Source organism: Acidovorax sp. Leaf191 (genome assembly GCF_001424425.1).
In the GTDB taxonomy this organism is placed as follows: Bacteria; Pseudomonadota; Gammaproteobacteria; order Burkholderiales; family Burkholderiaceae_C; genus Acidovorax.
In genome coordinates this window covers 230,045-242,508 of the sequence record NZ_LMPT01000018.1, presented here as the reverse complement: position 1 = coordinate 242,508, position 12,464 = coordinate 230,045, and the positions used below count along the sequence as shown (strand labels likewise).

The following is a 12,464-nucleotide window of genomic DNA, read 5'->3' as shown; positions in this document are numbered from 1 at the left end:
ACAGCCCGGCGTCAGAACGTCACGGCCATCGCGGGCACGTCCACGCGCACCACTGGCTTGGCCAGCGCAGCGGTGGCTGCGCGCGCAAAGTCCTGCAGCCAGGCGGGGTCGCCCAGCAGCTTCTCGCCCGCGGCGCGCGCCACGGTCAGCACCTTGTCGGCGAGCAGCACCTTGCCGCTGGCGCGCAGGGGCTCGCAATCGAGCACGGTGAACTGCTCATCCAGCCAGCGCCGGCCGGCCTCGTGGCCCATGGGCTCGGCGCCCTTCAGGTCAAAACGGAATTCCTGGTTGCCGGCCAGACGGACGGAGACTTCGCTGTGCATGGTGGGTTGCCTTTCTTCTGAAACCGGGGCCGTGGGGGGTGCCCGTGCACCGGCCCCACAGCCATCAGTTTAGGGCCACGGCGCGTGGCCTGCCCCTGGCCCTTGCAGCTTCGATCAACGCGCCCGGCGCGCTGTCACAGCGTTGGACAGTTCGGCCAGCGACTGCAGGGAATCATCCCAGCCCAGGCAGGCGTCGGTGATGCTCAGGCCGTAGGTCAGTGCTGCTGCATCGTCCTTGCCGGGCGTGAACTTCTGCGCGCCGGCCGTGAGGTGGCTTTCGATCATCAGGCCGAAGACGCTGCGCGAGCCGCCCGCGATCTGGCCGGCCACGTCGCGCGCCACGTCCATCTGCTTTTGGTGCTGCTTGCTGCTGTTGGCATGGCTGCAGTCCACCATCAGCGTAGCGGGCAGTTGGGCCGCCTCCAGGTCCTTGCAGGCCGCGGCCACGCTCGCGGCGTCGTAGTTGGGGGCCTTGCCGCCGCGCAGGATGACGTGGCAGTCCTTGTTGCCGTTGGTGTTGACGATGGCGACCTGGCCGTTCTTGTGCACCGACAGGAAGTGGTGGCCGCGGCTGGCGGACTGGATGGCATCGGTGGCGATGCGGATGTTGCCGTCCGTGCCGTTCTTGAAGCCGATGGGCGCCGACAGGCCCGAGGCCAGCTCACGGTGCACCTGGCTCTCCGTCGTGCGCGCGCCGATGGCGCCCCAGCTGATCAAATCACCGATGTACTGGGGCGAGATCACGTCCAGGAACTCGCTGCCCGCCGGCATGCCCAGGCGGTTGATGTCGATCAGCAGCTGGCGCGCGATGCGCAGGCCTTCGTCGATGCGGTAGGTCTCATCCAGGTAGGGGTCGTTGATCAGGCCCTTCCAGCCCACCGTGGTGCGGGGCTTCTCGAAGTACACGCGCATCACGATCTCCAGCGTGTCCTTGTACTGCTCGCGCGCCACCTTCAGGCGGCGGGCGTACTCGAGCGCGGCGGCCGGGTCATGGATGGAGCACGGGCCGATGATGACCAGCAGGCGGTCGTCTTCGCCGGCCATGATGTTGTGGATGTTCTTGCGGGTCTGGGTGATCAGCGATTCCACCGGCGTGCCGCTGATGGGGAAAAAGCGGATCAGGTGCTCTGGAGGGGGCAACACGGTGATGTCCTTGATACGTTCGTCGTCGGTCTGGCTGGTTTTCTCGACGCTGCGGTACCAGGCATCGCTGGTGGGGGTGGTGGAGACCGTCATGGTGCTGCTTCCTCGTGGAGTCGTTGGTTGGGTGAAGAAAGGGAAAAAACGGAGGGCTGAAAAAACAAAAACCGCCGGGCTTTGCAGCGTCGGCGGTTGGTATGGGGAGGTGTGTTGGCTTGCGCGTCTTCCTCTCATCCGCCGGGGACTGAGATAAAAAACCAAAAATAAAACGCGCTGCGAACTTGCATGGGAGGCAATGTAGCACAGGAGTGCGGCAGTGCAGCAAGCGGCGTGCGTTGCAGCCGCACAACAGGGCGGTGCGCCAGAACCCGCGCCAGGGGGCCCGCGGCACGCGTTTTCAGCCCGGCTTCAGCAGGTTGGTGGGCGGTGACTGTACGGGCCGGCCTGTTCAGCGCCGCCACCGGCGAAACCACTCCCGCACGCGCTGCAGGGCAGGCACTTTGCCCTGCCGCTCCCCGTCGGGCAGATCGCTGGGCGGATCGCTGTGGTGCTCGTACATGTCGATCAGCAGCAGCGCCTCTCCCAGGGTGCGCCAGGCCAGGAGTTCGAACTGGTCGAAGCCCGCGCTTTCCTTGGCGCTGCGGCGCTCGAGCATCTGCTGCCAGTGGGCGATGGCATTGCGCAGCTCGCGCAGGGCCCGCTGGTAGGCGCCGAACTCGTACAAGGCATGCCAGGCCGACCCCAGGCCGGTCAGGAACAGCTGGTGCTCGCGCGCGCACTGCGCCAGGCTCACCACGCGCTGCATGATGGCCGACGTGTCGCTGCTGGTGCGGCGGGTGCGCACGGCCTCGTCGATCTGGCTCGACAGCGCGCCCAGGCTGTCGCGCAGCTGGCGGGACTCTTCATCGGCCACGCCCTCGCGCAGAAAGCGGCTGATGTCTCCAAACGACTGGAGCGTCAACTGCTGGCTCGGTATCGTGGCGGGCATGCGGGTATTTTGCGCCGCCCGCAGGGCGTCAAGGCAATTTGTGCACTGCGGGTGCAACCGATGGTGGGTGCCTGCAACACTTGCCTGCGCTGCAGGATGAGTGGCAACCGAGAACGGATCAGGCCGTGCCGCCCACCGTCAGACCTTCCAGGCGCAGCGTGGGCTGGCCCACCCCCACCGGCACGCTCTGGCCTTCCTTGCCGCAGGTGCCCACGCCGCTGTCCAGGCGCATGTCGTTGCCGATCATGGTCACCTTCTTGAGCGACTCGGGGCCGCTGCCGATGATGGTCGCGCCCTTCACGGGGTACAGGATCTTGCCGTTTTCGACCCAGTAGGCTTCGCTGGCCGAGAACACGAACTTGCCCGAGGTGATGTCCACCTGGCCGCCGCCGAAGTTGGTGGCGTACAACCCCTTCTTGATGCTGGCCACGATCTCCTGCGGGTCCTTGTCACCACCGAGCATGTAGGTGTTGGTCATGCGCGGCATGGGGATGTGCGCATAGCTTTCGCGGCGGCCGTTGCCGGTGGGCGCCACGCCCATCAGGCGGGCGTTGAGCGAATCCTGGATGTAGCCCTTGAGGATGCCGTCCTCGATCAACACGTTGCGCTGGCTGGCGTTGCCTTCGTCGTCCACGTTGAGCGAGCCGCGGCGGTCGGCGATGGTGCCGTCGTCCAGCACGGTGACGCCCTTGGCCGCCACGCGCTGGCCCACGCGGCCGCTGAACGCGCTGGAGCCCTTGCGGTTGAAGTCGCCTTCCAGCCCGTGGCCGATGGCTTCGTGCAGCAGGATGCCGGGCCAGCCGGAGCCGAGCACCACGGTCATCTCGCCAGCCGGTGCGGGGCGGGACTCCAGGTTCACCAGCGCCGCGTTGACGGCCTCGTCCACGTACTGGTTCATCTGCGCGTCGTCGAAATACGCCAGGCCGAAGCGCCCGCCGCCGCCGGCCGAACCCACCTCGCGCCGGCCGTTCTGCTCGGCGATCACCGTCACCGACAGCCGCACCAGCGGACGCACATCGGCCGCCAGGGTGCCATCGGCACGGGCCACCAGCACCACGTCGTACTCGCTGGCCAGGCCCGCCATGACCTGGGCCACGCGCGGGTCCTTGGCGCGGGCGCGCTGCTCCAGCCGCTCCAGCAGCGCCACCTTGGCGGTGCTGTCGAGCGAGGCGATCGGGTCCACGCCCGGATACAGGCTGCGGCCTGCCGCTACCTTTTTAGGAGCTACCCGCGCTTTACCAGAGCGCGATGCAGCCGAAATCGACCGCACAGTGCGCGCGGCATCCAGCAGCGACGCCTCGGAAATGTCGTCCGAGTACGCAAAAGCGGTCTTCTCCCCGCTGACCGCCCGCACGCCCACGCCCTGGTCGATGCTGAACGAGCCGGTCTTGACGATGCCCTCCTCCAGGCTCCAGCCTTCGCTGCGCGTGTACTGGAAGTACAGGTCCGCATCGTCCACCTGGTGGGTGCGGATCTCGGCCAGGGCACGGGCGAGGTGGCTTTCATCGAGACCGAACGGCGTCAGCAGCAGTTCGCGGGCAACATCGATGCGCTGGCTGGTCGCCGCGCGCTGGGGGGCGGCAGTGGAGGTGCGGAGAGTCATCAGGGCATTTTAGGCGCGCCGCCCCGCACTGCACGGCACCGCCGCACAAGCCCCTGCGCGGACCCGGCAAGACGCCTGCGCAAAACTGCCGTCAGGCGGACGTCTGGTCGTCCACACCCGCCTCGGGCGCATGGGCCTGCACGGACTCGATGCCCGCATCCCGTGCCTTGGCCCCGGCGTACATCTGGCTTTGGCCGATGACCTGTCCGTTGCCGGCCTTGAGGGTGAAATAAGGCGATCCGTCCTTGGCGCTCAGGCGCCCGAACCGGCCGCCCTGCGGGGCGTGCTTGCGCACGGACTCGATGCCATTGAGCGCACTGGCACGGGACTCGTACATCTCGCTGGTCAGGATGACCTGGCCGTTGGTGGCCAGCAGGTTGAACACAAATTTGTCGTTCTTCGACTTCTTCAGCTCGAACTTCGCCGCCATGGGGATGCCCTCCGGTTGCACAGGCCAAGAAATGCTGGGACCGCCAGCCGCGTTGTACCCGCTTGCCGCAGCACATGCAACGCCGGGGCAGAGACCCCTGGTCGGGTCGGGATGTACTGCAAGGCAGCCAGGCGCACGCGCGCATCCCGCACTGCGCGGGCTCCCTCATGGCGAGCAGCCGCTGCGCCTTGCCGCCAACGCTTGCGCGACGCCTGCCCGTTGCCAGGAGCCAAACCAGCCCTCCCGAACCATCGAACTGTGAGAGAAAATTCTCGCCCCGACAGGATTTCCTTTCTCCCCTACAGCACCCCTACCGATGCGCCACCTTCCAGCCTTCGCCCTCCCCCTGATGGCAGCCTTTGCCGCCTTCAGCCCTGTCCTGCATGCCCGCGAAGACGTTGATCTGAAAGTGACGGGCGTCACCTTCATCGAAGCCCCGCCGGGCCGTGACAAGAACCTCACGGCGTTTGGCGCATCCCCATCGCAAGAAAAGGTGGAGATCAACGCCGTCGCCACGAGCCGCACCCTCCAATTCGTCGAAGCGTCGGGCGGCTTCCCCGACAAGGGCGATGTGAACGTGACCGCAGTCTTTCCCGACAAGAGCAGCCAGGCGTTTGGCAATGCCGAGATGAGCGGGTTCGCCAAGTTCTCTGCGGATGGCCGCACGCGCAGCTTCAACCTGGTCATCAACCGCTTGCCCGACAAACCGGTGAGCGGCCTGATCTTCGAGGGCACCCTGCCCTTGAGCGTGGCCAACGGCACCAGCAAGGCCGCCCAGGCGCTGGACCCCCAACGCCCTGGTCCGCTCAAGCTGGGCAGCGTCGACATCCTGCAGTTCAAGGTGGATGGCACCAGCGTGCACTTCCAGGGCAACGACACGCTCCTGCGGATCAAGACACTGTCTCTCAAGCTGCCGTCCGGGCAGATGATCAAGGCCGAGCGTGGCGGTTGGCAGCGTACGAACGCGGACTACAGCCAGACATGGAAGTTCGATGCACCGCTGGCCAAGGGGGAGCTGCAGGCGCAGCTGTACGACGGCATGAAGACCGTGCGGCAACCGGTGCGCTTCGTGGTGGGTCGCCCCTGGTGAACTGAACCGCGCCGGGCGATTGGCAGTGCCACCTAGTCACACGGGTGGCACCTTATACGCGGGTGCGGATGGGCAGGGCTTTGTCGCCGGAACGGGTGTTGTGCAAGGCCAAGGCGCCAAGACTGAAGCACGTCGCGATGCCAAGGGCCACGCAGAGCGAGCCAAGAGCCACCCAGGAGAAGGCATGGAAGATAAGCACACTGGCTTGCCAACACACCAACGCCATCAGGAGCGTTGCACACACTCTCAGCTTGTGCGCGGGGACGAGCACCACGGCAGCGCACAGGAGCAGCGTCGACAATGCAGCGTAGCTCAGCGACCAGATGGAAATGGATACGGGTGGAAAGGCACAGATTCCAGGCGATGAGCGCCACCAGCCCTCCGGGCAGACCAGCCGCCCCCAGCGCGTGAGCTGATACAAAATCACCGTCTTGGCGACAGTGGCAATGCCGAAGCACACGACGGCCAAGGCCAGCCAACGAATCGCAGCCTTGGCGCTGAACGGAATTTTTTGCATTGCACAGTCTAGCCCCGGGGCTGCTGAGCATGGCCTGCTGATGGGTGAACGCGGCTCACCTGCCACTGCGGAGACCTAACCAGACGCCCCCAGCAGCGCCGGCCGCGCATCCTTCGGGTCCTGCCGCTGCGCCCGCGCCACCGACATCAGGATGCCCAGGGCCATGCCCAGGGTGACCATGGCGGTGCCGCCGTAGCTGATGAAGGGCAGCGGCACGCCCACCACGGGCAGGATGCCGCTGACCATGCCCATGTTCACGAACGCGTAGGTGAAGAAGATCATCGACACCGCGCCCGCCATCAGGCGCCCGAACAGGCTGGTGGCGCCCACGGCGATGGCCAGGCCGCGCCAGACCAGCAGCAGGAAGCACACGTTCAGGAACAGGTTGCCCGCCAGCCCGAACTCTTCGGAGAACGCCGCGAAGATGAAGTCGGTGGTGCGCTCGGGGATGAACTCCAGGTGCGTCTGCGTGCCGGCCATGAAGCCTTTGCCCCACACCCCGCCCGAGCCGATGGCGATCATGCCCTGGATGATGTGAAAGCCCTTGCCCAGCGGGTCGCGCGTGGGGTCGAGCAAGGTGCAGATGCGCTGCTGCTGGTAGTCGTGCAGCACCACCCAGCGCACGCCGTCGGCGCACAGCTGGTCGCCCAGCAGCACCAGCGTGAAGATGCCCACCCCCGCGATGAGCACGGGGGGCAGGACCAGCTTCCACGACAGCCCCGCGAAAAAGATCACCGACAGCCCCGCGGCGAGCACCAGCAGCGACGTGCCCAGGTCGGGCTGCTTCATGATGAGCCCCACCGGAATGACCAACAGCAGCCCTGCCGCCGCAAAGTCGAGCGGGCGCAGGGTGCCCTCGCGCTTCTGGAACCACCAGGCCAGCATCAGCGGCATGGCGATCTTGAGGATTTCGCTGGGCTGGATGACGATGCCCACATTGACCCAGCGCTGGGCGCCCTTCTTGGTGATGCCGAACAGCGCCACTGCCACCAGCAGCGCCACCCCGGCGGCATACAGCGGCACGGCAAATGCCATGAGCTTTTGCGGGGGCACCTGGGCCACCATGAAAAGGATGGCGCCCGCGATCAGCATGTTGCGGCCATGGTCGATGAAGCGCGTGCCATGGTCGAAGCCTGAGGAATACATGGCCACGAGCCCCGCGCAGGCCAGCAGCATCACCACCAGCAGCAGTGGCAGGTCGAACCCACGGAACAGAGGCATGAAACGCTGCGCGAGCGTGGGTTTGTCAAAAACGGCGGACATCCCCCGATTATCGGCGACCCCACCGGTTGCAGCGGCCGCAGCGGCATGGAGAACGGATAACAAAACCCGGCGAAGCGGTTCTGGCCAAGCGCCGCGTCGCGGGCAGTACAAGGAGCACGACCAGACGCGGCAACGACGCCAGACAAAGTTTCGCTAGCCGCTACAAGCCCCCTCAACCCGCCTGCCTAAAGGCCATCACCGCCTGGTTGCGCAGGGTGCGCAGCAGGCCCAGGGCCTTGTCGTCCACCACGATGCCGCCGGGCGTGGACTGGTCGGCATAGATGAGTGCAAAGGTCTGCCCCTTGATCTGCAGGGGCAGCAGCAGGAACGAGGGGGCATCGAGCCCGCTGCGGTACCAGGCCGGCAGCCGGGCCTGCATGCGGGGCTCGGTGGCGTCGTTGATGAGCGTGTCCGCGCCCCGCAGGCACACCGCCGCGAACAGGTCGCCCGGCACCTTGAGCGGGACTTTCAGGGCGCGCACAGCCGCCTCGCTGCCCTCGCCCAGGCCAAAGCGGCCGGTCAGCATGTCGGTGCGCGCCTCGCGCAGGCAAAACACCATGCGGCGAAACCCGAGCGCCCGGAACATCGTCTCCAGGATCATGCGCAGCACGTCGTTGAGCTGAAAGCTCTCCACCATGGCATTGGTGATGTCCTGGATGCCGGCGGCCAGCACCTCGTTGATCTGGGCCACCGACACCGCGCTGCGTGCCTGCGACTCCAGCACCGCGGGCAGCGGCTGGGTTTCGCTCTCGCGCAGTTCGTGCGTCTTGAGCGCATCGTCCTGCACGGCCGCCGCACTGGCTGCAGCGCCGGCTGCCGGGGGCAGCTTCAGCAGCCGCGCGGCCGGCGTGCCGGGGTCCACCCGCAGGTCCAGTGCCTGGGCCAGCGCCACCAGCTTGTGGCGGGCGCGCACGGTGGCGTCGGCAATGTCCTGCGCCGGCAGCGCCAGCGTGCGCGAATAGCGCGTGCCGACCTGCGCCAGGCGGGCATCTGCCTGGCCCGGCTCGCTCAGCAGCAGCGTATTGGCGACCTCGTTGGCCGCCAGGGCCACCCAGCGCAGGCGCTCCACGCCCTGCTCGGGCGCGCGCTGCATGGGCGAGCCCAGCGGCTTGCGCATGCAGCGCTGCAGGCTGTCGGGCAGCGCCCAGACGCGGGCCACACCCACGCCCAGGTCTTCCAGCCCCAGGCCCAGCACCTGCAAGGCTGCGAACTCTTCGCCGCCTTCGATGCGGCCGGAAACCACCAGGCTGCGGATCTGGCGGGCTTCCTCGGGGAAGTAGAACTCGCACAGCATGCGGCCCAGGTTCTGGAACATGGCGCCGATGAAGGCCTCTTCCGCCGCCTGGCCGGGCTCGCAGAGCTCGGCGGCCACCGAGCCGGCCATCATCGCGCGCAGGAACTCCTCGCGCATCTGGCTGGCATGGGCCTTGTCCTGCATGTGGTCCAGCAGCACCAGGCTGAGCGCCATGTTGCGCACGGCGTTGAAGCCCACCAGGCTCACCGCCCGCGACACGGTGCTGATGGTGCCGCGCCCCGCGTGCGCGTAGTGCACGCTGTTGACCAGGCGCAGCAGCTTGTTGGTCAGCGCCACGTCCTTCAAGATCTCGTGCGTGAGGTCGCTGATGCTGTCGTCCTCGGAATTGGCCACGCGCTGGATGCGGGCTACCGAATCGGACAGCGCCGGAAAGTCGCTCTTGTGGCGCATGCGCCGCAGGAGGAAGTCGAGCGTGGCGTTGCTCGCGGCGCTCGACGCGCTGGCCGGCGCCGCCCAGGTGCGCAGCGCATCCCGAAAATCCGCGGCCGAGCCGTAGCGCTCGCCCGGCGCGCGCGCCATGGCACGCTGCAGGATCGCCCGCAGTCCGTCGTCCACGCCCGGGCCCAGGTCCTGGGGCAGCTGCAGGGTTTCGTTGGCGATGCGGTACAGCGCCTGCCAGGTGTCCTTCTGGTGGATCAGCGGCTGGCCGGTGAGCATCTCCACCAGCACCAGCGCCGCGGAAAACACGTCCATCGCGGGCGACGGCGCCGCGCCCGCCGCGGCCTCGGGTGCCAGGTAGGCGGGCGTTCCGCTGGCCAGCTGCGCATCGGGCTCGGCATGCACCGGGGCGGCCATGCCAAAGTCCATCACCCGCGCGTGGCGCTGGGTGTCGATCATGATGTTCGACGGCTTCAAGTCCCGGTGCACGATGCCGGCCTGGTGCGCGGCCTGCAGGCCATCGAGCACATCCACCATCAGTGCCACCGCGTCGTGCGGCGTGCAGCGCCCCTGCTGGGCCAGGTGCTCGGCCAGGGTCTTGCCCGGCACGTACTCGAACACGATGAAAGGCTGGCTCCCATGCACGTCGGCTTCGAACACGGGCACGATGAACGGGTGCGCCAGGCGCCCCACATGCCGCGCCTCGCGCAGCCACTGCTCCAGCACCGACGCATCCTGCTCCTGCACGGGGCGCATGAGCTTGATGGCCACCTCGCGCTGCAGGCGTGGGTCCAGCGCCAGCCAGACGGTGGCCTGGGCGCCGCGGCCGAGCATCTTCTTGAGTTCGAACCGGCCCACCGACGCAGGCGGCTTGTCGTTGTTGGATCCCAGGGCCCAGCGTTTGGCGGTGGAAAGCGGGGCAAAATCGGTCATGGTGGGGATCATTGCGGGCCCTTCGACACGGCGCCCATGCCCTGCATCTTATGCCCCGTCCCTGCGTTTTCGCAGCAGTGATTCCCCTGCCTTGTCGTTTTCTGCGCCATGACCACCATGCACCCCGACGCCCCCACCGCCACCCACCTTCTGTACCTGCACGGCTTTCGCTCGTCGCCCCAATCGGCTAAGGCCCGCCAGATGGCCTCGCACGTGGCCCGGCACCATCCGGGCGTGACCTGGTGGTGCCCGCAGCTGCCGCCCTCGCCGCGCGAGGCCATGGCGCTGGTGGCACAGGGCATTGCCCAGTGGCCCGGCGCGGCGATGGGGGTGGTGGGCTCGTCGCTGGGCGGCTTTTACGCCAGCTGGGTGGCGCACCACAAGGGGTGCCCGAGCGTGATGCTCAACCCTGCCGTGCACCCTGCGCGCGACCTGGCCCGCTACATCGGCGAGCAGACCAGCTGGCACGACCCGGCGGAGAGTTTTTACTTCCGGCCCGAATACATCGACGAGCTCAAGGCGATGGATACGTCAGGCCACCCACCGGCCAGCCGTGAGCTGGCCATCATCGCCAAGGGCGACGAAGTGCTGGACTGGCGCGAGATGGTCGCCCGCTACCCCCAAGCCCGCGTGCTGCTGCAAGAGGGCGGCGAGCATGCGCTGGTGAATTTCGAGGAATACCTGCCTGCCGTGGTGGACTTTTTGGCGCTGGCCTGACCGCCAGCAGGTCACAGCAAGCCCATCGCCCGGCTCGCCCGGCCATCACCCGGCATCACCCGGCCATCACCCCGGCGCGGATGCCTTGGCTGCGCGCCCACCCACGTAACGGTTGTACTCGCGCGGGTAGGCCAGCCGGTAGCGCTTCATGTGAAAGGCGGCCTCGTCGTCCTGGCCCAGCATCAGGGCGCTGTCGATCAGTATTTCCAGTATGCGGGGCTCGGGGGAGTAGTGCAGCATCTGGTGGGCCAGGGCGTTCACCTGGGCCGCGCTGTCACGGGTGAGCGCCATGGTGGTCAGGCGGGCAAAGTCGGCCTGGGCACGGAACAGCACCGGGTCGCCCACCTTGTTCTGCGTGTCGTCACGGTACGCGGCTGCCCGGTCGGCATAGGGCTTGTACAGCTGGCTCACGCGGTGGTAGTCCCACGCGGCCAGGGCGCACAGCGCCCACACCAGGGCCGCGCCACCCAGCACGGCGCCTGCGCCGCGGGCCGACACCACGCTGTGGCGGGGCCACAGCAGCAGCGCCAGCGCCGCCAGGGTCACGATCTGGAACGGCCCGTACCACAGCGGGTACTCCAGCATGCTGTGCAGGCCGATGACCGCCAGCACGCCCCACGCCAGCTGGCGCGCAGGTTCGGTCTCGCGCCAGGGCTGGCTCCAAAGCACCCAGACCAGCGTGCCGCCGCACAGGGCGACCGCCGCGGGCAGGCCCAGCTCCACCGCCAGGTGCAGCGGCAGGTTGTGCGCGTTGTCCAGCAGCACGCAAAAACGCTCGCCCGGGAACAGCGTGACGTAGTGGGCATAGTCCAGCTCGCCCCACCCCCAGCCCAGCCAGGGCTTTTGCGCGATCAGGGTGAGCATGTTGGACCACAGCACGCGGCGGCTTGTGCAGGAGTGCGAATCGCCGGCAAAACGCTGGAACAGCGCATCCGCCCGCACGCCCTGCAGTTGCCACAGCAGCTCGGGCAGCGCCCAGGCCGCGGCCACAAAAATAGCCAACGCCGCCACCGCCAAACGCAGCGCGGCGCCCGGCCCGGTGCGCCGCCAGCACGCCACCAGCGCCACGACCAGCAGCCATTGCACAGCGCCGGTGCGCGATGCCGTCGCGGCCTGCGCCAGGGCCATCCAGGCCATGGCGGCCACGGCCAGCACCGGGGCCATGTCCTGCAGCAGGCGCCGGCGCGGCGTGGCCCCGGCCAGCGGCCCGGGAGCTGCTCGCCATGTCGGCGAATGCAATGCCCACCACAGGATCGCCCACAGGCCCAGACTGAGCAGCGAGGCCTGCTGGTTGCGTTGCCGCAGATTGCCCACGGCCTGCCCGATGGTCGATGCATGGATCCACGGCGCCAGGCCCGCGTCGCCGACCAGGTACTGGATCAGCCCGATGAAGCTGCCCACCGCGGCCGCCACGGCCAGCCCCAGCGCCAGGAGCCGGGCCCACGCCAGGCGCGCGGCAGGCCCCTGCGCCCGGGGCCGCAGCGCCTGCACGGCCACCATCAGCAGCAACCCGCCGCCGCACATCCACGACACCAGCATCGGCCAGAAGTTGCCGGTGGGAGAGTCGGTGATGGAGAAAAGAAACGGCAGCGCTACCGCCAGGACAAACAACGGTGCGACGGAAAAAGGCATCTCGGCGGCAAAAAGGCAGGTAGAGGGTGGGAAAGGCCGGGCGCGGCGTCAGCGGATCATAGGGGCAGCGGGCCGCCCGGGCCGCCACCAGAGCGCCCCGCCGGACCCCACGGCCACCCATGGGACAATCCCCGC

11 protein-coding genes are annotated in these 12,464 nt (G+C 67.9%); 2 read left to right on the top strand and 9 right to left on the bottom strand.

The features are described 5' to 3' along the window. Nucleotides 1-11: 11 nt before the first annotated feature. The 5 genes from ASG27_RS12785 to ASG27_RS12765 form a co-directional block, all read right to left on the bottom strand. Entirely contained in the window at nt 12-323 is a 312-nt protein-coding gene (locus ASG27_RS12785) for a hypothetical protein (RefSeq protein WP_056417615.1), read from the bottom strand. Between the two features lie 114 nt (nt 324-437). After that, a complete protein-coding gene (locus ASG27_RS12780) occupies nt 438-1,559 on the bottom strand; it encodes a 3-deoxy-7-phosphoheptulonate synthase (RefSeq protein WP_056417612.1) in 1,122 nt (373 codons plus the stop codon). A 352-nt stretch (nt 1,560-1,911) separates the two neighbouring features. Next, complete coding sequence (locus ASG27_RS12775) at nt 1,912-2,451, bottom strand: hypothetical protein (protein WP_056417609.1); 540 nt, start codon at nt 2,449-2,451, stop codon at nt 1,912-1,914. A gap of 118 nt (nt 2,452-2,569) precedes the next feature. Then, the gene (tldD, locus tag ASG27_RS12770) at nt 2,570-4,054 is read right to left on the bottom strand and encodes a metalloprotease TldD (protein ID WP_056417606.1); all 1,485 of its coding nucleotides are present in this window, start codon (nt 4,052-4,054) and stop codon (nt 2,570-2,572) included. Nucleotides 4,055-4,145: 91 nt separating this feature from the next. Further along, nucleotides 4,146-4,484 carry a YegP family protein gene (locus tag ASG27_RS12765; RefSeq protein WP_056417603.1) on the bottom strand — a complete coding sequence of 113 codons (339 nt, stop codon included), beginning with the start codon at nt 4,482-4,484 and terminating at the stop codon, nt 4,146-4,148. A 316-nt stretch (nt 4,485-4,800) separates the two neighbouring features. On the opposite strand from ASG27_RS12765, the gene ASG27_RS12760 reads away from it, so the two are divergent. Then, the gene (locus tag ASG27_RS12760; protein WP_056417600.1) at nt 4,801-5,574 is read left to right on the top strand and encodes a hypothetical protein; all 774 of its coding nucleotides are present in this window, start codon (nt 4,801-4,803) and stop codon (nt 5,572-5,574) included. 52 nt (nt 5,575-5,626) lie between these two features. Here ASG27_RS12760 and ASG27_RS12755 read toward each other — a convergent pair whose 3' ends face one another. The 3 genes from ASG27_RS12755 to ASG27_RS12745 form a co-directional block, all read right to left on the bottom strand. Further along, nucleotides 5,627-6,091, bottom strand: a complete 465-nt coding sequence (locus tag ASG27_RS12755; RefSeq protein WP_056417598.1) for a hypothetical protein — start codon at nt 6,089-6,091, stop codon at nt 5,627-5,629. A gap of 75 nt (nt 6,092-6,166) precedes the next feature. After that, the gene (gene rodA, locus ASG27_RS12750) at nt 6,167-7,354 is read right to left on the bottom strand and encodes a rod shape-determining protein RodA (RefSeq protein WP_056417596.1); all 1,188 of its coding nucleotides are present in this window, start codon (nt 7,352-7,354) and stop codon (nt 6,167-6,169) included. Between the two features lie 172 nt (nt 7,355-7,526). Beyond that, a complete protein-coding gene (locus ASG27_RS12745) occupies nt 7,527-9,980 on the bottom strand; it encodes a serine/threonine protein kinase (RefSeq protein WP_056418314.1) in 2,454 nt (817 codons plus the stop codon). Nucleotides 9,981-10,088: 108 nt separating this feature from the next. Between ASG27_RS12745 and ASG27_RS12740 the strand changes: the two genes are divergently transcribed. Continuing rightward, a complete protein-coding gene (locus ASG27_RS12740) occupies nt 10,089-10,697 on the top strand; it encodes a YqiA/YcfP family alpha/beta fold hydrolase (RefSeq protein ID WP_235504036.1) in 609 nt (202 codons plus the stop codon). Nucleotides 10,698-10,763: 66 nt separating this feature from the next. On the opposite strand, the gene ASG27_RS12735 is transcribed toward ASG27_RS12740, so the two are convergent. After that, on the bottom strand, nt 10,764-12,329 hold the full coding sequence (locus ASG27_RS12735) for a Wzy polymerase domain-containing protein (RefSeq protein ID WP_056417594.1): 1,566 nt from the start codon (nt 12,327-12,329) through the stop codon (nt 10,764-10,766). Between the last annotated feature and the right edge of the window lie 135 nt (nt 12,330-12,464).

Bases quoted from the DNA above. Each gene is read 5' to 3' on its own strand.
- ASG27_RS12740 (WP_235504036.1), top strand. From the start codon at position 10,089: ATGACCACCATGCACCCCGACGCCCCCACCGCCACCCACCTTCTGTAC.
- ASG27_RS12745 (WP_056418314.1), bottom strand. From the start codon at position 9,980: ATGACCGATTTTGCCCCGCTTTCCACCGCCAAACGCTGGGCCCTGGGA.
- ASG27_RS12785 (WP_056417615.1), bottom strand. From the start codon at position 323: ATGCACAGCGAAGTCTCCGTCCGTCTGGCCGGCAACCAGGAATTCCGT.
- ASG27_RS12780 (WP_056417612.1), bottom strand. From the start codon at position 1,559: ATGACGGTCTCCACCACCCCCACCAGCGATGCCTGGTACCGCAGCGTC.
- ASG27_RS12765 (WP_056417603.1), bottom strand. From the start codon at position 4,484: ATGGCGGCGAAGTTCGAGCTGAAGAAGTCGAAGAACGACAAATTTGTG.
- ASG27_RS12760 (WP_056417600.1), top strand. From the start codon at position 4,801: ATGCGCCACCTTCCAGCCTTCGCCCTCCCCCTGATGGCAGCCTTTGCC.
- ASG27_RS12775 (WP_056417609.1), bottom strand. From the start codon at position 2,451: ATGCCCGCCACGATACCGAGCCAGCAGTTGACGCTCCAGTCGTTTGGA.
- ASG27_RS12755 (WP_056417598.1), bottom strand. From the start codon at position 6,091: ATGCAAAAAATTCCGTTCAGCGCCAAGGCTGCGATTCGTTGGCTGGCC.
- ASG27_RS12735 (WP_056417594.1), bottom strand. From the start codon at position 12,329: ATGCCTTTTTCCGTCGCACCGTTGTTTGTCCTGGCGGTAGCGCTGCCG.
- tldD (WP_056417606.1), bottom strand. From the start codon at position 4,054: ATGACTCTCCGCACCTCCACTGCCGCCCCCCAGCGCGCGGCGACCAGC.
- rodA (WP_056417596.1), bottom strand. From the start codon at position 7,354: ATGTCCGCCGTTTTTGACAAACCCACGCTCGCGCAGCGTTTCATGCCT.